The sequence below is a fragment of the Streptomyces sp. Edi4 genome, from assembly GCF_040253615.1.
GTDB lineage: Bacteria > Actinomycetota > Actinomycetes > Streptomycetales > Streptomycetaceae > Streptomyces.
The window spans coordinates 6,028,660-6,049,683 of sequence record NZ_JBEJGY010000004.1; the positions used below are offsets into that span (position 1 = coordinate 6,028,660).

At 73.4% G+C, this 21,024-nt stretch carries 19 protein-coding genes; 14 read left to right on the top strand and 5 right to left on the bottom strand.

Translation table 11 applies throughout. The annotated features are described in order from the left end of the window. The first annotated feature begins 1,150 nt into the window (after nucleotides 1–1,150). The 3 genes from ABR738_RS29480 (at nucleotide 1,151) to ABR738_RS29490 (ending at nucleotide 4,357) form a co-directional block, all read left to right on the top strand. Entirely contained in the window at nucleotides 1,151–1,996 is an 846-nt protein-coding gene (locus tag ABR738_RS29480; protein ID WP_350232971.1) for a GNAT family N-acetyltransferase, read from the top strand. 29 nt (nucleotides 1,997–2,025) lie between these two features. Beyond that, on the top strand, nucleotides 2,026–2,583 hold the full coding sequence (locus ABR738_RS29485; RefSeq protein ID WP_350232972.1) for a GNAT family N-acetyltransferase: 558 nt from the start codon (nucleotides 2,026–2,028) through the stop codon (nucleotides 2,581–2,583). 73 nt (nucleotides 2,584–2,656) lie between these two features. Continuing rightward, complete coding sequence (locus tag ABR738_RS29490) at nucleotides 2,657–4,357, top strand: proline--tRNA ligase (RefSeq protein ID WP_350232973.1); 1,701 nt, start codon at nucleotides 2,657–2,659, stop codon at nucleotides 4,355–4,357. Nucleotides 4,358–4,477: 120 nt separating this feature from the next. Here the strand turns inward: ABR738_RS29490 and ABR738_RS29495 are convergent, their stop codons facing one another. From ABR738_RS29495 to ABR738_RS29515, 5 genes are all read right to left on the bottom strand, one after another. Then, nucleotides 4,478–4,684 (bottom strand): cold-shock protein, encoded by a 207-nt coding sequence (locus ABR738_RS29495; RefSeq protein WP_350232974.1) that lies wholly within the window; start codon nucleotides 4,682–4,684, stop codon nucleotides 4,478–4,480. 152 nt (nucleotides 4,685–4,836) lie between these two features. After that, nucleotides 4,837–5,676: a nuclear transport factor 2 family protein gene (locus ABR738_RS29500; protein WP_350232975.1), complete on the bottom strand. Its 840-nt coding sequence runs from the start codon at nucleotides 5,674–5,676 to the stop codon at nucleotides 4,837–4,839. 167 nt (nucleotides 5,677–5,843) lie between these two features. Then, complete coding sequence (locus tag ABR738_RS29505) at nucleotides 5,844–6,743, bottom strand: aminoglycoside phosphotransferase family protein (RefSeq protein WP_350232976.1); 900 nt, start codon at nucleotides 6,741–6,743, stop codon at nucleotides 5,844–5,846. Nucleotides 6,744–6,782: 39 nt separating this feature from the next. After that, nucleotides 6,783–7,229: a ferritin-like domain-containing protein gene (locus ABR738_RS29510; RefSeq protein WP_350232977.1), complete on the bottom strand. Its 447-nt coding sequence runs from the start codon at nucleotides 7,227–7,229 to the stop codon at nucleotides 6,783–6,785. Beyond that, nucleotides 7,229–7,708 (bottom strand): hypothetical protein, encoded by a 480-nt coding sequence (locus tag ABR738_RS29515; RefSeq protein WP_350232978.1) that lies wholly within the window; start codon nucleotides 7,706–7,708, stop codon nucleotides 7,229–7,231. Before ABR738_RS29515 ends, ABR738_RS29510 begins: the two co-directional genes overlap by 1 nt. Before the next feature lie 224 nt (nucleotides 7,709–7,932). Here ABR738_RS29515 and rimP point away from each other — a divergent pair, with 224 nt between their 5' ends. The 11 genes from rimP to ABR738_RS29570 all read left to right on the top strand — a co-directional run bounded on the left by rimP (nucleotide 7,933) and on the right by ABR738_RS29570 (nucleotide 21,022). Continuing rightward, entirely contained in the window at nucleotides 7,933–8,487 is a 555-nt protein-coding gene (rimP, locus tag ABR738_RS29520) for a ribosome maturation factor RimP (protein WP_350232979.1), read from the top strand. A 2-nt stretch (nucleotides 8,488–8,489) separates the two neighbouring features. Next, nucleotides 8,490–9,479: a transcription termination factor NusA gene (nusA, locus tag ABR738_RS29525; protein WP_350232980.1), complete on the top strand. Its 990-nt coding sequence runs from the start codon at nucleotides 8,490–8,492 to the stop codon at nucleotides 9,477–9,479. 165 nt (nucleotides 9,480–9,644) lie between these two features. Next, complete coding sequence (locus ABR738_RS29530) at nucleotides 9,645–9,923, top strand: YlxR family protein (RefSeq protein ID WP_350232981.1); 279 nt, start codon at nucleotides 9,645–9,647, stop codon at nucleotides 9,921–9,923. A gap of 148 nt (nucleotides 9,924–10,071) precedes the next feature. Continuing rightward, nucleotides 10,072–13,215 (top strand): translation initiation factor IF-2, encoded by a 3,144-nt coding sequence (gene infB, locus ABR738_RS29535; RefSeq protein WP_350232982.1) that lies wholly within the window; start codon nucleotides 10,072–10,074, stop codon nucleotides 13,213–13,215. A gap of 154 nt (nucleotides 13,216–13,369) precedes the next feature. Next, nucleotides 13,370–13,663 (top strand): DUF503 domain-containing protein, encoded by a 294-nt coding sequence (locus ABR738_RS29540; RefSeq protein ID WP_350232983.1) that lies wholly within the window; start codon nucleotides 13,370–13,372, stop codon nucleotides 13,661–13,663. A 44-nt stretch (nucleotides 13,664–13,707) separates the two neighbouring features. After that, nucleotides 13,708–14,151 carry a 30S ribosome-binding factor RbfA gene (rbfA, locus tag ABR738_RS29545; protein WP_350232984.1) on the top strand — a complete coding sequence of 148 codons (444 nt, stop codon included), beginning with the start codon at nucleotides 13,708–13,710 and terminating at the stop codon, nucleotides 14,149–14,151. Further along, on the top strand, nucleotides 14,148–15,107 hold the full coding sequence (gene truB, locus ABR738_RS29550; RefSeq protein ID WP_350232985.1) for a tRNA pseudouridine(55) synthase TruB: 960 nt from the start codon (nucleotides 14,148–14,150) through the stop codon (nucleotides 15,105–15,107). The genes rbfA and truB overlap by 4 nt, the downstream gene beginning before the upstream one ends. A gap of 176 nt (nucleotides 15,108–15,283) precedes the next feature. Next, nucleotides 15,284–19,141 carry a trypsin-like peptidase domain-containing protein gene (locus ABR738_RS29555; protein WP_350232986.1) on the top strand — a complete coding sequence of 1,286 codons (3,858 nt, stop codon included), beginning with the start codon at nucleotides 15,284–15,286 and terminating at the stop codon, nucleotides 19,139–19,141. 44 nt (nucleotides 19,142–19,185) lie between these two features. Continuing rightward, nucleotides 19,186–20,145, top strand: coding sequence for a bifunctional riboflavin kinase/FAD synthetase (locus tag ABR738_RS29560; RefSeq protein ID WP_350232987.1), 960 nt, complete (start codon nucleotides 19,186–19,188; stop codon nucleotides 20,143–20,145). 182 nt (nucleotides 20,146–20,327) lie between these two features. Beyond that, nucleotides 20,328–20,723, top strand: a complete 396-nt coding sequence (locus ABR738_RS29565; protein ID WP_350232988.1) for an SAV_915 family protein — start codon at nucleotides 20,328–20,330, stop codon at nucleotides 20,721–20,723. Further along, complete coding sequence (locus ABR738_RS29570; protein ID WP_350232989.1) at nucleotides 20,720–21,022, top strand: DUF6317 family protein; 303 nt, start codon at nucleotides 20,720–20,722, stop codon at nucleotides 21,020–21,022. Before ABR738_RS29565 ends, ABR738_RS29570 begins: the two co-directional genes overlap by 4 nt. Nucleotides 21,023–21,024: the final 2 nt, after the last annotated feature.

A 21,024-nucleotide genomic window follows, 5' to 3' on the forward strand; every position in this document is an offset into this window, starting at 1 on the left:
GCTCTCGGGTGCGGCCCGTGTCCCCGTTTTCGGGCGCCGCCGTGCCTCTGCTTTCGAATGTGGTTCGTGCCCCTGCTTTCGGGTGCGGCCCGTGGCCCCGCTTTTGGGTACGGGCCGCACCCGCTTTCGGGCGCCGCCCGTGCCACTGCTTTCGGGTGCGGGCCCGTGCGTGGCTGGTCGCGCAGTTCCCCGCGCCCCTGACCACTCGGTGCTGGCCCACACCCGTGCCACTGCTTTCGGGTGCGGGCCCGTGCGTGGCTGGTCGCGCAGTTCCCCGCGCCCCTGACCACTCGGTGCTGGCCCACACCGGCACAGCCAGCCCGTCCCCGTGCCCTGGGAGGGTCCGTGCTGGTCCGCGCCGGCATAGCCAGCCTGTCCGGCAATTGAGGACGAGCGCCCTTCAGGCGCGAACGGGGTCTGGGGCGGAGCCCCAGAATCCTGAACCTCGGCCCGTTCATGACCCCCGGAGGGTTTCGGGAAGGGGCCGGGGTGGGGCATCCCCGGGGCCCGGGGCGGAGCCCCAGGAACCCCCCGCCGCTGCCGGGTGCGGACCGTGCTGGGGCACCCGCGCAGTTCCCCGCGCCCCCATGTAGGCCACCCGGTGCCGCGCCAAAGGCACAGCCTCCGCGCCCCCGTGCCGCGCGCAGGGCACAGCCCCCCGGCCCCCATGTACGGCACCGGTGCCGCGCCAAAGGCACAGCCTCCGCGCCCCGTGCTGCGCGCAGGGCACACCCCCCCCAACCCCCCATGTACGGCACCGGTGCCGCGCCAAAGGCACAGCCCCCGGCCTCCATGTAGGGCACCCGGAGCCGCGCCCAAGGCACAGCCCCGCGCCCCCGTGTAGCGCACCCGGAGCCGCGCCCAAAGCACAACCCCCGCGCCCCCGTGTAGTGCACCCGGAGCCGCGCGCAAGGCACAGCCCCCTACGTAGGGCGCCGCACAGCCCCTATGTAGGGCGCCCGGAGCCGAGCCGCGGACACAACTCCCGCGCCCCATGTAAGGGCCCCAGAGCCGCACGGAAGGTACAGCCCCGCGCCCCCGGCGGCAGGGCATCCGGTGCCGGGGGTGCCGGGGTGGAGTCCCAGGGCGTGGGGGGCGGGGCGGCGGGTACAGTGCGGAGATCAGCAGCCCGTACCCGTGAGGCCCCCTCGTGTTGACGCAGACCACCACCCGGGTCCTCGAACCCGGCGACCTCGGCGCGGCGCTCGCCATCCTGGAGAGCGAGCCGGTCGCCAACGCCTTTGTGACCTCCCGCGTGCAGGTCGCCGGCCTCGACCCCTGGCGGCTCGGCGGCGAGATGTGGGGCTGGTACGCGGGCGGCCGGCTCCGCTCGCTGTGCTACTCGGGCGCCAACCTCGTACCGATCTGCGCCACACCCGAGGCGGTACGTTCCTTCGCCGACCGCGCCCGCCGCACCGGCCGCCGCTGCTCCTCCATCGTCGGCCCCGCCGAGCCCACCGCCGAGCTGTGGCGGCTGCTCGAACCGCACTGGGGCCCCGCCCGCGAGGTACGCCCGCACCAGCCGCTCATGGTCGCCGAGGGCATGCCGGACGACATCGAGCCCGACCCGTACGTCCGGCGCATCCGCAAGGACGAGATGGACGTGATCATGCCGGCCTGCGTCGCCATGTTCACCGAGGAGGTCGGCGTCTCCCCGCTCGCGGGCGACGGCGGCCTGCTCTACCAGGCCCGCGTCGCCGAACTCGTCGGCTCGGGACGCTCGTTCGCCCGCATCGAGGACGGCAAGGTCGTCTTCAAGGCGGAGATCGGCGCCGCCACCAACCAGGCCTGCCAGATCCAGGGCGTCTGGGTCGCCCCCGAACACCGCGGCAAGGGCCTGTCGGCCACCGGCATGGCGGCCGTCCTGCGCTACGCCCTCGCGGACGTCGCCCCCATCGTCAGCCTGTACGTCAACGACTTCAACGCCCCCGCCCGCGCCTGCTACCGCCGGGTCGGCTTCCGTGAGACCGGGGCGTTCATGAGCGTGCTGTTCTGAGCCCGCCGTTTCGAGGTTAGGGTGCGGCCATGGCTCCTGACTCTGACGTGACCGTCGGCCCCCTCGACCTCGCCGCCCGCGTGGACGAGGCGCTGGCCGTGCAGGCGGTCGCCTTCGGACTGGGCGCCGACGAGGTCGCGGTACGCCGTCACATCGTGCTGCGCCACCTGACCCACCCCGGGGCCAGGGCGCTCGGAGCCACCGCGCCGGACGGGCGCCTCGTGGGCTTCGTGTACGGGATGCCCAACGACCGGGCGCACTGGTGGTCCACCGTCGTCGAGCCGTACCTGCGCAACAAGGGCGCCGAGAGCTGGCTCGACGACGCGTTCGTGATCACCGAGCTGCATGTGCACCCCGGCTTCCAGGGCCAGGGCCTCGGCCGGGCGCTCATCACCACCATCACCGACAGCGCCACCGAACCCCGCTCGATCCTCTCCGCCATCGACACCGAGAGCCCCGCCCGCGCCCTGTACCGCTCGCTCGGCTACCGCGACCTGGCGGTCCAGGTCCAGTTCCCGAGCGCGGCGCGGCCCTACGCCGTGATGGGCGCGCCCCTGCCGCTGCCGCGCGGGCGGTCCACGACGTAAACGGATTTCCGCGCACTCGGGGCGCCCGGCTAACCTCCAGGCATCACCCCGTGCACGTACAGGAGAGAAATCCATGGCAGCCGCCCAGGTTCAGCGCATGTCCCGTCTGATGGCCAAGACATTGCGCGACGACCCGGCGGACGCCGAGACGCTGAGCCACAAGCTCCTCGTGCGCGCCGGATACGTACGCCGCAACGCCGCCGGCATCTGGACCTGGCTGCCGCTCGGCAAGAAGGTCCTGGACAACATCACCGCCGTCGTCCGCGAGGAGATGGACGCGATCGGCGCGCAGGAGGTCCTGCTGCCCGCGCTGCTGCCCAAGGACGCGTATGAGGCGAGCGGCCGCTGGGAGGAGTACGGCGACCTGCTGTTCCGCCTCAAGGACCGCAAGGGCGGCGAGTACCTGCTCGGCCCGACCCACGAAGAGATCTTCACGCAGACGGTCAAGGACCAGTGCACGTCCTACAAGGACCTGCCGGTGATGCTCTACCAGATCCAGACCAAGTACCGCGACGAGGCCCGCCCCCGCTCCGGTGTGCTGCGCGGCCGCGAGTTCCAGATGAAGGACTCGTACTCCTTCGACACCACCGACGAAGGCCTCGCCGAGTCCTACGCGCTGCACCGCGCCGCCTACCAGAAGATCTTCGCGCGCCTCGGGCTCGACTACCGGATCGTCTCCGCCGTCTCCGGCGCCATGGGCGGCTCCGCGTCCGAGGAGTTCCTTGCCCCGGCCGCCGCGGGCGAGGACACCTTCGTGGACTGCCCCGCGTGCGACTACGCCGCGAACACCGAGGCCGTGACCTTCGTGGCCGCCCCGGTCGACGGCTCCGCGCACGCCCCGATGGAGGAGCTGGACACCCCCGACACCCCCACCATCGAGTCCCTTGCCGCGCACCTGGGCGTCCCGGCCTCGGCCACCCTGAAGAACCTGCTGGTCAAGGTGGACGGCGAGATCGTCGCCGTCGGCGTGCCGGGCGATCGCGAGGTGGACCTCGGCAAGCTCGGCGAGCACTTGGCGCCCGCCGTCGTCGAGCTCGTCACGGCCGAGGACTTCGCCGACCGTCCCGACCTGGTACGCGGCTACGTCGGCCCGCAGGGTCTGGAGAAGGTCCGCTACATCGCCGATCCGCGCGTCGCCGTCGGCACGGCGTGGATCACCGGGGCCAACAAGGCGGACACGCACGTGCGCAACGTGGTCTGCGGGCGCGACTTCGAGGTCGACGACCACCTCGACGTCGTCGTGGTCGAGGAGGGCGACCCCTGCCCGTCCTGCGGCGCCGGGCTCAAGCTCGACCGCGCGATCGAGATCGGCCACATCTTCCAGCTCGGCCGCAAGTACGCCGACACCTTCCAGCTCGACGTGCTCGGCAAGGAGGGCAAGCCGGTACGGGTCACGATGGGCTCCTACGGCATCGGCGTCTCGCGCGCGGTGGCGGCGCTCGCCGAGCAGACGGCGGACGACAAGGGCCTGTGCTGGCCGGCCGAGATCGCCCCGGCCGACGTGCACGTCGTCGCCGCCGGCAAGGCGGCGCAGATCGAGGCGGCGCTCGAGGCGGCGGAGCAGCTGCGGGCGGCGGGGCTGCGGGTCCTGGTGGACGACCGGGCCGGGGTCTCGCCCGGCGTGAAGTTCACCGACGCGGAGCTGATCGGCGTGCCGCAGATCCTGGTCGCGGGGCGGCGGGTCGCCGAGGGCGTCTTCGAGCTGAAGGACCGGCGCACTGGTGAGCGCGAGGAGCTGCCCCTGGCCGAGGCGATCGCCCGCGTGACCGCCTGACACCCGGTCCCCTCCACCCGGGCGGGGCGAGCTCCAGGGGCGCTGCCCCTGGACCCTGCCCGGGCGGGGGCTCTCGGCCCGGCACAGACGCCGGGCGCCGTCCGGGCCGTGGTGCCGGGGCTACAGCGGCACGACGTCGACAGCCTGGGCGCCCTTGGGGCCGGTCCTGATCTCGAACCGGACTCTCTGGTTCTCCGCGAGTGACTTGAAGCCGTCGTCCACCCGGATCTCGCCGTAATGAACGGGAAGTTCCTCGCCGCCCTCATCCGGGGTGATGAGACCGAAGCCCTTCGCGTCGTTGAACCACTTCACCGTGCCGGTGGCCATGTCTCCTCCAAGGAACGGCAGTTGGCCGCTGTGGCCGGGGCAGAGAGCGAGACGCTACTGCCCGTCGCTGTGTGCCGCTGAAACATCTTTCTCCGCGCCGGGGGCGGTTTTGGCCAAGCGTTTGGTACCGACCGCGAGATCGACAGCACCGGTTAGTACCAATACCGGGGAGCGTGGAGATTGGCCAGGCCCTGGGCGACGGTCTGAATGTTGCGGATCTGGTGGTCGGCGTTACGCTGAAGACCTTGGCGCAGCTCGGCCGGACGCGGGCTGATCAGGCCATGGGTGACGAATACCGCCCGGCCCTGGCGGAGCAGCCAGACTTCGTAGAATTCCACGTCAAGCCGTAGATCCAGGCCGAAGCCGAGGTTGGCGACGCCTTCGACCGCGAGCACCTGCGGGCCTTCGACGAAGCATGACAAGCTCCTGAGCCGAGGCGGGCCGACCTCTCGCCAGCGCTGCCGAAGGCTGTCCGTGATCACCTGGCCGCCGCGCATGACGCCGGCCACGGAGGCGTGCACGGCGTCGGGAGTGTAGAGGTTCGTGAGCGTCGCGGCGTCCTGCGTGCTGATGGCGTCCCAGAGCCGGCGGAAGAACGCCTGGCCCGGGGCGGCGGGATCCTGGGCCGGTAACGCGGCGGGGGAGCGCGGGAAGATCGAGCCAGCGGCGTGGAAGCGGGCGCGGCCGCCGTCGAGGACGAAGACGTCGTAGGACGTGGCCCGCGCGAAGCCGGTCGACTGCGTGGACTCCGCGACGAACGAGGCGCCGAGGTCGATGAAATTCTCGACACCCGTCGTGTGGACTGCGCCGGCGATGCCGAAGAACTCCACGAAACCAGCCGCGATCGCTTCCGCGCCGAGCAGCGTGCGGCCGGTGCCCACCGACAGCTGTACCGCGTCGGCATGGTAGAGCTCACGCAGCGCGGCCGTGTCCTGGGCGGCCAGCGCCGCGCACCACCGGTGATGGAACACCTGTGCAGACGTCAGCCGCATCGTCCGCCCTCGCAGCTACGCGGAAAAACCTTCACCCCACTTTACAAGTCCGGCTCGCGGGGTGCCGATCGAGAACCAGCCATGCCGGCACGGGCGTTGCGCTCCTGACGGGTCTGTGCCGGACCGCACCGGCGTCGTCGGCTCGTCCGGCAGGGGCCACGGGTCGGTCAGAGCCAGGTCGCGAATTCGAGTAGGAGTTCCGCGTCCTGGTGGCGGCCGGCCCGCCGCGCGCGCAACCCGGACTCCACCGCACGGAACAGCGTCCACCCGTGCAGGCGCGCCGGGTCGACATCCAGCGAATCCGCCAGCCGGTTCACCCGCCGCCGCGCCGCCGCCGCCCCGCTCGGCGCCGCGATCAGATCCTCCACCCGGTCCCGCACCAACCGCGCCAGGTCATAAGCACGTTCCCCCACCAGCGGCTCGGGACCCACCGTCAGCCACGGCGCCCGCTCGCCCGAAAGCACCTTGCTCTGGCGGAAGTTGCCGTGCAACAGCATCAACTCCCCGGCGGAGGCGGTCAGTTCGTCGCGTGCGGTCAGTGCCGCCGAGACCAGCGGGGCGAGTTCGGCGTCCTGAGGGCCGCGCATCGGCACGCTCTGGCGCTCGGTGTGCTCGGCCACCGACTCGAAGGCGTGGCCCGCGGGAGGCTCGACCCACAGACGGCGTACCGTCCCGGCCGCCTCCAAAAGCGCCTTCGCCTCGGGCAGCGAGCGCAGCGACACCTCGGGGTGCAGCCGCTCCACCAGGAACGCGTCGTCACCGGCCTCGTCGTCGAGCACCTGCGCCGCGCCCCAGCCGTTCCAGTGCGCGAGCGCCGCGCGTTCCAGGTCGGGCCGGGCGAAGGGCGGTGCGACCTTGAGGGCGGCGGGGGCGCCGTCCGGGCGGCGTACGAGGGCCACCAGGCTGGAGCGGCCGCCGGGGGCCTGCACCCGGTCGACGGCGAGCCCGCGCCGCGCGGCCGCGTCCGCCGCCAGCTGTGGCAGGCGGCCGAGCCAGGGTGTGGCCAGCTCGTCCCCGTACGTCTCGCCGAGCGCGCGTACCAACCGCTCAGGCGGTTCGAAAGCCATACGTGTTGTGCCCCTTGCTCAGGTACTGGCCGGTGGAACTCAGGTACTGGCCGGTGACACCGGCGTGGTCGGGCGCTGTGCGAGCCCAGGAAAGGCTACGCTCCCGCCCCGCCAGCGCACGGCCCGCACCGCGGCCTCCCGCAGGGCCGATGCCGCCTCCCGGCGCAGTGGTCCCTCGGCCGCGCGGACCAGATCGCAGTAGACGCCGGCGACGCGGTCCTCCAGATCGGTGGCGAGCCGCAGCGCCGCGGCCGCGTCCGGCACGGCGTACGGCAGGGCGTAGGCGGCGGCCGAGGCCACCGGCGATCCGCCCAGGTCACGCACCGTACGGACCAGCGCGTCGCGGCGCGAGCGGTGGGCTGTGCAGGCCTGGCGGGCGGCGTCGGCGCGGGCGCCGGTGAGCCGGCCGCCGAGCACCCCGTACCCGTACACAGCCGCGTGTTCCGCGGCCAGCGCGGCCTGCGCCGCGTCCAGGGGCTCGGCCATCAGACACCCCCGGTGAGGAGGAAGGCGTGCCCTGCGCCCGCGGCCGACACCGAGGCGAGCAGCCGGGCGAGCTCCGGGGGAGCGGTGGCGAGCGCCGTCAACTGGGCGTCGGACGTGCGCCGTTCGGCGTCCGCGAGCTCCTTGACGGCCTCGTCGGCGTCGGCCGCGACCGTCGAGACGGCATGGGCGGTCGGGGTGGCCGCGGGCGGGGCGGGGGAAGCGGAAGGAGCGGGGGCGAGCGCCGCCGCGTGCTGGGCGGCCTGCTCGCGCAGGGGCGCGAGCCGGGGCCGCAGCGTCGGATGCATCGCGAGGACCGCGTCGTACCGGGCGACGAGCGCGCGGCTCGCGGCCGAGGTCTCGACGCGCAGCGCCGACTCCGCGCGGGCCGCCTCGCGCGCCCCGGCGTCACCGCTCGCGGAGGTCCCCCGCGCGCATCCGGCCAGGAGACCCGCGGTCGCCCCGCCCGTCACGGCCAGCACACGCCTTCGTGTGGTCCCCGGGTGCCCCACGTGTCTCTCCTCGCGCGCCGGTCCGCCGGTGACCGAGTGATCACCGCAGGCGAGCGTACCCGCGGGCCCGGGGACGTGGACGGCAACACCCTTCCGGACCGGATACCCTTTGATCTGACGGCGCCGGTCCCACGACGGCCGCCGTGCGCGACGACGACCCCCACAACAGCAGACGCGGCCGAGGAGTCACCCGGATGAGCACGACCCAGAGCGACAGGCTGCGCGGTCTTCTTGAGCCGCTCGTCAGCGCGAAGGATCTGGACCTCGAGGAGATCGAGGTGTCCCGGGCGGGCCGTCGGCGCGTGCTGCGGATCGTGGTCGATTCCGACGAGGGCGTGGAGCTCGACACCTGCGCCGAACTGAGCAGGGCCGCCTCCGAAGCGCTCGACGAGAGCGACGCGATGGGCGAGGAGGAGTACGTCCTCGAAGTGACGTCTCCCGGCGCCGAGCGCCCCCTGACCGAACCACGCCACTACCTCCGCGCCACCGGGCGCCTGGCCCGGCTCCAGCTGCACAGCGGCGACGAGCTGGTCGCCCGGATCCTCAAGGCCGACGACGACGGCATCGACGCCGAGATCCCGGGTGTGAAGGGGCGCAAGCCCACCGCCCGCAGGATCGGCTTCGCCGAGATCGCCAAGGCGCGGGTCGAGATCGAGTTCAACCGCAAGGAAGCGAAGAGCGAGATCACGGCAGACAGCGAGAACGACATCGCAGACGACAGCGACAACGACAACGAAGAGGAGGCGTAGCCGTGGACATCGACATGAGTGCCCTGCGGGGCCTGGTCCGGGAGAAGGAGATCTCCTTCGACCTGCTGGTCGAGGCGATCGAGTCGGCGCTCCTCATCGCCTACCACCGCACCGAGGGCAGCTTCCGGCGTGCGCGCGTGAAGCTCGACCGTGAGAACGGTCATGTCACGGTGTGGGCGAAGGAAGACCCGGCCGACCTGGAAGAGGGCCAGGAGGCCAAGGAGTTCGACGACACCCCCTCCGACTTCGGCCGGATCGCGGCGAGCACCGCCAAGCAGGTCATCCTCCAGCGCCTGCGCGACGCCGAGGACGACATCACCTTCGGTGAGTTCGCCGGGCGTGAGGGCGACGTCATCACGGGCGTGGTCCAGCAGGGCAAGGACCCCAAGAACGTGCTGGTCGACATCGGCAAGATGGAGGCCATGCTGCCGGTGCAGGAGCAGGTCCCGGGCGAGGAGTACACGCACGGGCTGCGCCTTCGCAGTTACGTCGTCCGGGTGGCCAAGGGCGTGCGCGGTCCGTCCGTCACCCTGTCGCGCACCCACCCGAACCTGGTCAAGAAGCTCTTCGCGCTCGAGGTACCGGAGATCGCGGACGGCTCGGTGGAGATCTGCGCGATCGCCCGTGAGGCCGGTCACCGCACCAAGATCGCGGTGCGCTCCACGCGCAGCGGCCTCAACGCCAAGGGCGCCTGCATCGGCCCGATGGGCGGGCGCGTGCGCAACGTCATGGCCGAACTGCACGGTGAGAAGATCGACATCGTCGACTGGTCGGACGACCCGGCCGAGATGGTGGCCAACGCGCTGTCCCCGGCCCGGGTCTCCAAGGTCGAGGTCGTGGACCTCGCGGCCCGTTCCGCCCGCGTGACCGTGCCGGACTACCAGCTCTCGCTGGCCATCGGCAAGGAGGGGCAGAACGCCCGCCTGGCCGCGCGTCTGACCGGCTGGCGCATCGACATCCGCCCGGACACCGAGCAGCCCGACGAGGGCTGAGCGGCCTGCCGAGCGACCCGGCCGAGCGGGCCGGCCCGACCGGCCCGGCGGGAATAAAAAGTGGCCCTGCCCCCGTTCGATGGGGCAGGGTGAAGCTTTCTGGACAACAACCGTTCGATTTTTGCCCCCAGCGGGTGAGGTCGCTACGGGGAGGTAGACTTAAACGTGTCTGGCCGGACGCACGCCCGCGCCTGCCCTGAGCGAACCTGCGTGGGTTGCCGGGAGCGAGCGGCCAAGAGCGATCTGCTGCGCATCGTGGCGATCGAGGGTGCTTGCGCCCCCGATCCTCGCGGTACGCTGCCCGGCCGGGGTGCGTACGTCCACCCCGCCTCGGTCTGTCTCGACCAGGCGGTCCGCCGCCGGGCGTTCTCCCGGGCCTTCAGGGCCAGGGAAGCGCTCGACACAGCGGACTTGCGGAAGTACGTCGAGCAGGCGGCAACGTAAGAAGAAGTACGGCACGGAATCCCGTGCGGTCAGGTACCTCGCGAGTTGGAAGTAGGTCGAGATTGCGATGAGCACTCGATGAGTACGCGATGAGTACGCCCATGAAGTAGCGACGGTCCGGCGGTAACCCGGACCTAAAAGGAGCGAAGTGGCTAAGGTCCGGGTATACGAACTCGCCAAGGAGTTCGGGGTGGAGAGCAAGGTCGTCATGGCCAAGCTCCAAGAACTCGGTGAATTCGTCCGTTCGGCGTCCTCGACGATCGAGGCGCCGGTTGTACGCAAGTTGACTGACGCACTGCAGGGGCCCGGCGGCAACGCCGGCAAGTCCGCTGCCAAGCCCGGCGCGCCCCGCAAGGCCGCGCCCGCCAAGCCCGCGGCGCCCGCCGCGGCACGTCCCGCTGCCCCCAAGCCCGGCGCCCCGGCCCCCAAGCCGGCCCCCGCCGCGCCTGCGGCTCCCGCCGCGCCGGCCGCCCCGGCGGCCCCGGCGAGCAGCACCCCCTCAACTCCGGCTTCTCCGGCTCCGGCCGCCTCGGGCCCCCGCCCGGGTCCGAAGCCCGCACCGGCCAAGCCGGCCCCGGTCACTCCGGTGCCCGCCGCCGAGTTCTCGGCCCCGGCTCCGGCCCAGCCCGCGGCGCCCTCCCAGGCTCCGCGTCCCGCCGGCGCCACCCCCGGCCCGCGTCCCGCCGCGTCCCGTCCGGCTCCGGCCGGCGGCCAGCGTGACGGCGGCCAGCGCGACGGTGGCCGTGGCGGCGACCGTCCGGCCCGCCCCGCGGGTCAGGGCGCACCCCGGCCCGGCGGTGCCCGTCCGGCCGGTCCGCGTCCCGGCAACAACCCCTTCACCTCGGGTGGCTCCACCGGAATGGCGCGCCCGCAGGCGCCCCGTCCCGGCGGCGGCGCACCCCGCCCGGCCGGCGGCCCCGGTGCCCCCGGTGGCGCCCCGCGTCCGCAGGGCGGCCCCGGCGGCGCTCCGCGTCCGCAGGGTCAGGGCGCAGGCCGTCCGAGCCCGGGCGGCATGCCCCGTCCGCAGGGCGGCGCCCCGCGTCCCGGTGGCGGTGCCCCCGGCGGTAACCGTCCCAACCCCGGCATGATGCCGCAGCGTCCCGCCGCGGCCCCGCGTCCCGGTGGCGGCCCCGGCGGCCGTGGTCCCGGTGGTCCCGGTGGCCGTCCGGGTGGCGGCGCCGGTCGTCCCGGTGGCGGCGGCGGCTTCGCCGGCCGTCCGGCCGGTCCCGGTGGCGGCGGTCGTCCCGGTGGCGGTGGCGGCTTCGGCGGCCCCCGTCCGGGTGGCGGCGCTCCCGGTGGTGGCGGCGGCTTCGGCGGTCGTCCCGGCTTCCAGGGCCGTCCCGGTGGTCCCGGTGCCCGTGGTGGCACGCAGGGTGCCTTCGGCCGTCCCGGCGGGCCCGCCCGCCGTGGTCGCAAGTCGAAGCGGCAGAGGCGTCAGGAGTACGAGGCCATGCAGGCCCCGTCGGTGGGCGGCGTCATGCTGCCCCGCGGCAACGGACAGTCCGTCCGCCTGTCGCGCGGTGCCTCACTGACCGACTTCGCCGAGAAGATCGGCGCCAACCCGGCGTCGCTCGTCGGCGTGATGATGAACCTCGGCGAGATGGTCACCGCCACGCAGTCCGTCTCCGACGAGACGCTGAAGCTGCTCGCGGACGAGATGAACTTCGTCCTGGAGATCGTCAGCCCCGAGGAGGAGGACCGCGAGCTGCTCGAGTCCTTCGACATCGAGTTCGGCGAGGACGAGGGCGGCGAGGAGTTCCTGGTCGCACGTCCGCCGGTCGTGACCGTCATGGGTCACGTCGACCACGGTAAGACCCGCCTTCTGGACGCGATCCGCAAGACGAACGTCATCGCGGGCGAGGCCGGCGGCATCACGCAGCACATCGGTGCGTACCAGGTCGCCACCGAGGTCAACGGCGAGGACCGTCGGATCACCTTCATCGACACCCCGGGTCACGAGGCGTTCACCGCCATGCGTGCCCGTGGTGCCAAGTCCACCGACATCGCGATCCTCGTGGTCGCGGCGAACGACGGTGTGATGCCCCAGACGATCGAGGCGCTGAACCACGCCAAGGCGGCCGACGTGCCGATCGTGGTCGCGGTCAACAAGATCGACGTCGAGGGCGCGGACCCGACCAAGGTGCGCGGTCAGCTCACCGAGTTCGGTCTGGTGGCCGAGGAGTACGGCGGCGACACGATGTTCGTCGACATCTCCGCCAAGCAGGGCCTCAACATCGAGTCCCTTCTGGAGGCCGTCGTCCTCACCGCCGACGCCTCGCTCGACCTGCGGGCCAACCCGGAGCAGGACGCGCAGGGCATCGCGATCGAGTCCCACCTGGACAAGGGCCGCGGCGCCGTCGCGACCGTCCTGGTCCAGCGCGGCACCCTGCGGGTCGGCGACACGATGGTCGTGGGCGACGCCTACGGCCGTGTGCGCGCCATGCTCGACGACAAGGGCGAGAACGTGGAAGAGGCGGGTCCCTCGACCCCGGTCCTCGTCCTCGGTCTCACCAACGTCCCGGGCGCCGGCGACAACTTCCTGGTCGTCGACGAGGACCGTACGGCCCGTCAGATCGCCGAGAAGCGCGCCGCCCGTGAGCGCAACGTCCGCTTCGCCCGCAAGGGTGTGCGATTCTCCCTGGAGAACCTGGACGAGGCCCTCAAGGCCGGTCTGGTGCAGGAACTCAACCTCATCATCAAGGGCGACGCGTCCGGTTCGGTGGAGGCCCTCGAGTCCTCGCTGCTCCAGCTCGACGTCGGCGACGAGGTCGACATCCGTGTCCTGCACCGCGGTGTGGGTGCGGTCACCGAGTCCGACATCAACCTGGCGACCGGCTCCGACGCGATCGTCATCGGCTTCAACGTCCGCGCAGCGGGCCGCGCGGCCCAGATGGCGGACCGCGAAGGCGTCGACGTCCGGTACTACTCGGTCATCTACCAGGCGATCGAAGAGATCGAAGCGGCCCTCAAGGGCATGCTCAAGCCGGAGTACGAAGAGGTCGAGCTCGGCACGGCGGAGATCCGCGAGATCTTCCGCTCGTCCAAGCTGGGCAACATCGCCGGTGTCCTGGTCCGCTCGGGCGAGGTCAAGCGCAACACCAAGGCGCGCCTGCTGCGCGATGGCAAGGTCATCGCGGAGAACCTCAACATCTCGGGTCTGCGCCGCTTCAAGGACGACGTCACCGAGATCCGCGAAGGCTTCGAGGGCGGTATCAACCTCGGAAACTTCAACGACATCAAGATCGACGACGTCATCGCGACGTACGAGATGCGCGAGAAGCCGCGCGGCTAGTCCGCGAGGCTGACCCGTACCTCAGCAGTCGGGGCCGATCGGCGGGAAGATTATTTCCGTCGATCGGCCCCGGCCGTTCCGGTACGGTTCTGATGTCCCCGCCAAGTCGTCGGCGGGGCCCTCTAACCCGTACCGGCGGGACATCCGGACATCCATGTATGTGGGGACGCTGTCCTTCGATCTGCTCCTCGGCGACGTACGGTCGTTGAAGGAGAAACGCTCCGTCGTCCGGCCGATCGTGGCCGAGCTCCAGCGCAAGTACGCGGTGAGCGTGGCGGAGGTGGGCGACCAGGACCTGCACCGCAGAGCCCGTATCGGCCTCGCGGTGGTCTCGGGTGACACGGGGCACCTGAGGGACGTACTCGACCGGTGCGAGCGGCTTGTGGCCGCCCGGCCGGAGGTGGAGCTTCTGTCGGTACGGCGCAGGCTCCACGGCGACGAAGACTGAACGAAGACTGAACACTGAGCAAGGCTTGAGAAGGAGAAGGACCAGTGGCCGACAACGCGCGGGCGAAGAAGCTGGCGGACCTCATCCGGGAGGTGGTGGCCGAGAAGCTGCTGCGTGGCGTCAAGGACCCGCGCCTGGGGACACACGTCACCATCACGGACACCCGGGTCACGGGCGACCTGCGGGAGGCCACGGTCTTCTACACGGTGTACGGGGACGACGAGGAGCGGGCCGCCGCCGCGGCCGGCCTGGAGAGCGCCAAGGGCGTCCTGCGCTCCGCGGTCGGCTCCGCCGCCGGCACCAAGTTCACGCCCACCCTGACGTTCATCGCGGACGCGCTCCCCGAGAACGCCAAGACCATCGAGGACCTCCTCAACAAGGCGCGGGCCTCGGACGCCGCGGTGCGCGAGGTGTCCTCGGGCGCCAAGTTCGCCGGTGACGCCGACCCGTACAAGAAGCCCGGCGACGAGGACGACGCCACCGCATGAGCACCGCAGCAAAGACGCCCAATGAGGGGGGCGAGCGCGAAGCGCTCTCAGGCAAGGGCGGTGGTGGGCGACGGGACGGGCTTGTGATTGTCGACAAGCCGTCGGGCTTCACTTCGCACGACGTCGTGGCCAAGATGCGCGGCATCGCCAAGACCCGCCGCGTCGGCCACGCCGGCACCCTCGACCCCATGGCGACGGGTGTGCTCGTCCTCGGCGTGGAGCGCGCCACCAAGCTCCTGGGGCACCTCGCCCTGACCGAGAAGGAATACCTCGGTACGATCCGGCTCGGCCAGGACACCATCACCGACGACGCCGAGGGCGAGATCATCTCGTCCACCGACGCCTCCAAGGTGACCCGCGAGGGCATCGACGCGGGCGTGGCCGCCCTGACCGGCGCCATCATGCAGGTGCCGTCCAAGGTCTCCGCGATCAAGATCGACGGCAAGCGGTCCTACGCCCGGGTGCGCGGCGGCGAGGAGTTCGAGATCCCGGCCCGCCCGGTGACCGTCTCCTCCTTCCGCGTCTACGACGTCCGCGAGGCCGTCGCCGAGGACGGCACCCCCGTCGTCGACCTGGTCGTCTCGGTCGTCTGCTCCTCGGGCACCTACATCCGCGCGCTCGCCCGCGACCTCGGCGCCGGGCTCGGCGTCGGCGGCCACCTCACCGCGCTGCGCCGCACCCGCGTCGGCCCCTACGGCATCGACGCGGCCCGCACCCTCGATCAGCACCAGGAAGAGCTCACCGTGATGCCGGTCGCCGAAGCCGCGGCCGCCGCCTTCGCGCGTTGGGACGTGGACGCGCGCCGTGGCGGGCTGCTCCTGAACGGCGTCCGCCTGGACATGCCCGACGAGTACGCGCCCGGCAAGGCGGTCGGTGTCTTCGGGCCCGACGGCGCCTTCCTCGCGCTGGTCGAGAACCAGAAGGGCAAGGCCAAGAGCCTGGCCGTCTTCGGCTGAGCCACGCGGCGCGGGCCCCGGCCCGCTCCGCGATCCCGCCCGCGTGCCGTCCATCCGCCCTGCCCCGGTGATTCACCCCTTCGGGCGGGCGCTCGGAGTGAACGGCGGGGGCACAAGGGGGCGCTTTTCCCAGGCGTCCTTCTCGGGCGGATCACCGCAGACCTACCGTTTCGGACATGGGACGTGGGGCGTGCGCCGAGGGCGGGGAGACGTTGGTCGACATCTGTGATCCGGCCGGGCGGGTCCGGGGAGCGGGGTTCGTCGCCGACGACCGAGGGACCGTCGTCACCAGCCACGAAGCGGTCGACGGACTGAGCACGGTGGTGCTGCGCGGCCCCGGCGGGCGGACCTGGCGCGCCGAGGCCGGCGATGTCACCGCGCTGCCCGAGGCCGGCCTCGCCCTCGTCCGCACCGACGGGCTCGGCGTGCGGCCGCTGCCGGTCCGCGCCCGCGCCCACGAGGACATCGAGGCGGGCACCTATGTGCGGGTGGCGGCCCACGGCTGGCGCGAGGCCCGCGTCCTTGGCGCGTCCGCCATCACCTACCCCGCCACCGGGCGCCGCCATCTCCTGGACGGCGTACTGGAGTTGGCGATCGGCACGGCCGGCGCCGAGGCCCTGCGGCCCGGCGGCGCGGCCAGTGGCGGCCCCGTCGTGGATCCGGCGACCGGCGCCGTCCTCGGGGTGGTCGCCACCGGGCTGCGCGCCGCGCACCCCGCCTGCGGCTTCGCGGTGCCGCTCAGTGCGACGGCGGGCCCGTTGGCCGAGCTGCTGCGGCGCAACGCCGCCACCGTGCCCGCCCACGGCCGCGACCTGAACCTCGCCGGAGCGCTCCAGCTCACCGCCACATCCGTCGGCTCGGCGAACGGCCCCGGCGCCCGGCGGGACCCGGTCGAACGGGGCGCCGTCCTCGGGCAGCTCGCCGCCTTCCACGCCGGCCGGGCCCCGGTGCTCGCCCTCGTGGGCGATCCCGGGACCGGACGCACCACCGAACTCGCCGCGCTCGCCGCCCGCAGGGCCCTGGGCCCCGAACCCGCACCCACGCTCTGGCTGCGCGGCGCGGACCTGCGGGCCGACGACGTCTGCCTGTCCGACGCCGTCGCCCGCGCCCTCCACCACGCGGCGCGCGTCGTCGCCGCCCCCACCGCGCCGGGTCAGGGCGCGGCCACCCCCGAGCGGGTGGCGCGCCTGGCGCGGGACGCCGGGCGGCCGCTGCTCGTCCTGCTCGACGGCCCCGAGGAGATGCCGCCACTCCTCGCCCACCGCCTCGGCCCCTGGACGGCCGCCACCGCGGCCTGGCTCACCGGCGCCGGGGCGCGCATGGTCCTCGCCTGCCGCCCCGAGCACTGGGAGCAGGCCGGCGCCCACTACCCGGCGGGCACCCTGCACCCCGCGCCGCTGCCCCGCCTCCCGGACGCCGTACGCGTCGGCGACCTCGGGCGCGATGAGGCGCGGCGGGCCCGTGAACGCCTCGGCGTCCCGGACGGCGCGCTCGCCGGGCGCGACGCCCGTCATCCGCTGACGCTGCGTCTCTTCGCCGAGGTCCAGGCCGCGCTGCCCGGCGCCGTCGAGGGCAGGCCCGACCGCGAGGAGGTCTTCCGCGCCCACCTGGACCTGATGAGCCTGCGCGTCGCGGAACGCGTCGCCGCCTGCGCCGACCGGCCGGTGCGCGGCGCCGGGGTGCGGCGTCTCGCGGCCCGCGTGGCCGGACAGGTCCACGAGGCCGCCCGGCACTGTCTCGGCCCGGGCCAGGGCGCGCTGGACCGGAAGGCGTTCGAGGAGATCTTCCCCTGGCGTACGGGATCGGCGGCGGCGGTGCTCACCGAAGGACTGCTCGTACCGGCCGGCGCCGGCTACCGCTTCGCCCACGAGGAACTGGCCGACTGGGTGCAGGCGGGCCACCTCGACCTCGACGCGGCGCTCGAAGCCCTGGTGCACCGCTGGTACGAGAAGAGCGGGGCGCCGCGCGTCGTGCCCCGGCCGCCCGCCGTCAGCGCCGCCCCGACGGACCCCGCGCCGCCCCCGCCCGCGCCGGGGCCGGACCCCGCCGCCGCGCCCCTGCCGGTGCCCCGGCACCGCGCCGGACCCGTCATCGAAGCCCTGCTCCTGCTCGCGAGCCGGCACGGATCCACTCAACTGGCCCTGAAACTCAAGGAGTTGGTGGACGTCCTCGACCGTGCGCCGGCGCCCGGCACCGACCCCGGCCGATTCGCCGACGCCCAGTGGTGGGCCGTACGCCTGCTCACCGCGACGCTGCTGCGGGCGCCCGACGCCCGTCCCTACCAGGAGGTGCTGCGGCTCCTCGCGGACCGCGTCGCCGACCGCTCCTCGCGCGGGGGCTCCTTGGCGGGCCTCGGGGCGCTCGGGGAGTTCGGGCCGTGGTTCTGGACCCGGCTGCGGCTCGGCGAGGACGGCAGGCTCGACCTTTTGCGCCGCCTCCTTCCCGCCGACGGGGTGCCCGGCGCCGCGCCCGGCCGGGAGCGTTATCTGGACGCCGTCGACCGCAGGCTCGCCGCCCGGCCCGGCGTCGTACAGCCGCTGCTGTGCCGCTGGTTCGGCGACGAGCGGCCACTGGCCGTGCCGCCGGGGAGCGAGCTGCGGCCCACCGTCGCGCGGGCCGCGCAGGCCCTGCTGTACGCCCGCCGGGCGCTGGCGATCGACGACCTCACCGAAGCGCTGGCGGCCACCGGTCACGCCCGCGCCGAGGAGCTGCTTGCCCAGCTCGCCGAGGACGAGCCGTCCGCGCTGTGCCGGGCCGTGGACCGTTGGGCCCACGACGAGCGGCCCGACCGCCGCGCCGCGGCCGCCGCCCTCGGCCCGCGCCTGGCCCCGCGCACGCGCACCGAGGCGGACCGCGCCCTGTTGCGCCGCGCCGCGCTCGCCCTGTTGGACCGCGCCGAAGACCCCGCCGGGCACGGCGCCGCGCTCGCCCTGTCCGACCGCGCCGAGGACCCTGCCGGACGCCGGGCCGCGCTCGCCCTGTTCGACCGCGCCGAGGACCCCGCCGGGCGCGGCGCCGCGCTCGCCCTGTCCGACCGCGCCGAAGACCCTGCCGGGCACGGCGCCGCGCCCGCCCTGTTGGACCGCGCCGAGGACCCTGCCGGACGCCGGGCCGCGCCCGCCCTGTTGGACCGCGCCGAGGACCCCGCCGGGCGCCCCGCCGCCCTCGCGCTATTCGACCGCGTCGAGGACCCCGCCGAGCACGGCGCCGCGCTCGCGCTCCTGATTCGCGACCCGCGAACCCGCGCCCACCACATCGGCCGGGCCCTCGCCGTCTACGCCGAGGGCGGCCCGCACCTCCCGGCCGCGGCCCTCGCCGCCGCCCTGCCCACGCACCCCGAGCCCGTGCTCGCCGCCTTCGGGACCCGGCTGCGCGAAGGCGCCGATGCGGCGGACGTCCTCGCGGCGCTCGCGGAGATCACCAATCCTGCTCTGGCCCGCCGCGCCGCCGCCCTCGTCCAGGACCACGCCGAACGCCACCCCGGCGCGGCCCGCCACACCGCCGCATTCGTGGACCGGCGCCTGGAACACGGCCCCGCCGCGCGCGCGGTGCTCTTCCCCCTGGTCACCAGCCTGCTGCGTGGCCCGGACCACGCCCACCGGCGCGCGCTCGCGCCCGTCCTGGCCGCGCCCGGCACCACCGCCTCGCGCCCGCTGCGCGCCGAACTGCTCGACGTGCTCCTCGCGTTCGAGTACCGCGCCGCACGCGACCCGGCCGTCGTCGACGCCCTCCTGGAGGCGGCCGCGAGGGGATCGGGGCAGCGGACCGAGGCGCGCACCCGCGACCTGGTCCACCGTGCCGGGCTCCTGCTCGCGCGTACGCCCGAGGGCGCGGCCCACCTGGACCGGCGCCTGGCCGAGCTGTGCCGACAGGTGCCGTGCTTCGCCGCGCAACTGGCCGGCTGGCTGCGTGAGGCGCCCCGGGAATGGGCCGCGCTTGCCGGTCCCGGCACCCGCCGCGCGGTGTGGACGCCGGCCACTCCCATGCCGATGCGGGCGCGGGCGGCCGGGCATGGCAGTCTTAGACCTGCATAACGCGTAAGGGTCAACGACGTACACGGGTTCGAGGAGCGGTCACAGTGCAGCGCTGGCGTGGCTTGGAGGACATCCCCCAGGACTGGGGACGCAGCGTCGTCACCATCGGCTCCTACGACGGGGTGCACCGCGGACACCAGCTGATCATCGGCCGGGCCGTGGACCGTGCCCGCGCCCTGGGGGTGCCCTCGGTCGTGGTCACCTTCGATCCGCACCCCAGCGAGGTCGTGCGCCCCGGCAGCCACCCGCCGCTGCTCGCCCCGCACCACCGGCGCGCCGAGCTGATGGCCGAGCTCGGCGTCGACGCGCTGCTCATCCTCCCCTTCACCAGCGAGTTCTCGCAGCTCTCGGCCGCCGAGTTCGTCGTGAAGGTGCTGGTCGAGCAGTTGCACGCCAAGCTCGTGGTGGAGGGCCCGAACTTCCGCTTCGGGCACAAGGCGGCCGGCAACGTCGAGGTGCTGGCCGAGCTCGGCCGTACCTACGACTACGAGGTCGAGGTCATCGACCTGCGGGTGCGCGGCGAGGCGGGCGGCGGCGAGCCGTTCTCCTCCACGCTGACCCGCCGCCTCGTGGCCGCCGGCGACATCGAGGGCGCCGCCGAAATCCTCGGCCGCCCGCACCGCGTGGAGGGCGTCGTCGTGCGCGGCGCCCAGCGCGGGCGCGAACTCGGCTACCCCACGGCCAACGTCGAGACGCTGCCGCACACCGCGATCCCCGCCGACGGCGTGTACGCGGGCTGGCTCACGGCCGACGGCGAGAGGATGCCGGCGGCGATCTCGGTCGGCACCAACCCGCAGTTCGCGGGCACCGAGCGCACGGTGGAGGCGTACGCCATCGACCGCGTCGGCCTCGACCTGTACGGCCTGCACGTCGCCGTCGACTTCCTCGCCTATGTGCGCGGCATGGCCACGTTCGACTCCATCGAGGACCTGCTGGTGGCGATCGGCAACGACGTGAAGCGGTCCACGGAACTGATCGAGGCGTACGAGGCCGGGCGCAACTGACGCCCGGGTACCTTTCACCCGTCCAACCGGTCAAACCCTGGTCAACCAGTGACCTGAAACCGTCCAAGTCCTGGCATCCATTGCGCATGGGTGCAGGGTATGGGCGGTTTTTGTCGTACCAGGGCTGCCGCGCTCCGCGTAGCTTGAAGCGTGAGTCAACCCATCCCACAAGGGGGAAAAGCGTGGGCGAGCAGCCCGTGTCCCGCCTCCTCGGCCTGATCGGTGACGCGCCGGAGCAGGGCCCGCAACCGGGCGTACCGCCTTACCACACGCCGGTGTTCATACCGGCGCACCCGCGCTACCCCGGCGGCGGAGCGGCGCCGTGCGTGGACTATGAACTCCTGGCGCGCCCCTCGGGACCGCCCGTCCCGGTCGCGTTCACCACGCTGCGCGGCCTCGTTGACGCGCTCGGCCCGGCCCAGCCCTGGATCGCCGTCTCACTGGGCCCGTTCGCCGAGGCGATGCGGCAGGCCGGCCTGCCCAGAGTATGGCTCGATCCGGTGGTCGCCCCGGGCGGTCGCAGGTGGCGGGCCGAGGACCTGGTACGTGCCTACGGCGGCGAGGAGGCCCCGGCATGAGTGCCGACCTGAAGCTGGTCCTCGCGGACCTGGACGCGATGACGGGCGCCTTCCACAAGGCGGCCCAGGACTATCGCACGCTGCACCAGAACGTGACGCCGACAGTCGCGGGCTCCGGAGACGCCGGGTGCGACGCCGCGATCAAGGCGGTGGCCGACCTCATCGCGGGTCTGCACGACAAGCTGTCGGACCGGCTCGACGACCGCGGCGACAAACTGCGGTACGCGCACGACTCGATGCGGCGCCACGACATCGACGTACACGGCCTGTTCGACGACCTCATGAAGGACCGCACATGAAG

What these genes read in the sequence shown, in the direction of transcription:
- ABR738_RS29485 (WP_350232972.1), top strand. Translation starts at nt 2,026, where the DNA reads ATGGCTCCTGACTCTGACGTGACCGTCGGCCCCCTCGACCTCGCCGCC.
- ABR738_RS29490 (WP_350232973.1), top strand. Translation starts at nt 2,657, where the DNA reads ATGGCAGCCGCCCAGGTTCAGCGCATGTCCCGTCTGATGGCCAAGACA.
- ABR738_RS29495 (WP_350232974.1), bottom strand. Translation starts at nt 4,684, where the DNA reads ATGGCCACCGGCACGGTGAAGTGGTTCAACGACGCGAAGGGCTTCGGT.
- ABR738_RS29500 (WP_350232975.1), bottom strand. Translation starts at nt 5,676, where the DNA reads ATGCGGCTGACGTCTGCACAGGTGTTCCATCACCGGTGGTGCGCGGCG.
- ABR738_RS29505 (WP_350232976.1), bottom strand. Translation starts at nt 6,743, where the DNA reads ATGGCTTTCGAACCGCCTGAGCGGTTGGTACGCGCGCTCGGCGAGACG.
- ABR738_RS29510 (WP_350232977.1), bottom strand. Translation starts at nt 7,229, where the DNA reads ATGGCCGAGCCCCTGGACGCGGCGCAGGCCGCGCTGGCCGCGGAACAC.
- rimP (WP_350232979.1), top strand. Translation starts at nt 7,933, where the DNA reads ATGAGCACGACCCAGAGCGACAGGCTGCGCGGTCTTCTTGAGCCGCTC.
- ABR738_RS29540 (WP_350232983.1), top strand. Translation starts at nt 13,370, where the DNA reads ATGTATGTGGGGACGCTGTCCTTCGATCTGCTCCTCGGCGACGTACGG.
- truB (WP_350232985.1), top strand. Translation starts at nt 14,148, where the DNA reads ATGAGCACCGCAGCAAAGACGCCCAATGAGGGGGGCGAGCGCGAAGCG.
- ABR738_RS29555 (WP_350232986.1), top strand. Translation starts at nt 15,284, where the DNA reads ATGGGACGTGGGGCGTGCGCCGAGGGCGGGGAGACGTTGGTCGACATC.
- ABR738_RS29570 (WP_350232989.1), top strand. Translation starts at nt 20,720, where the DNA reads ATGAGTGCCGACCTGAAGCTGGTCCTCGCGGACCTGGACGCGATGACG.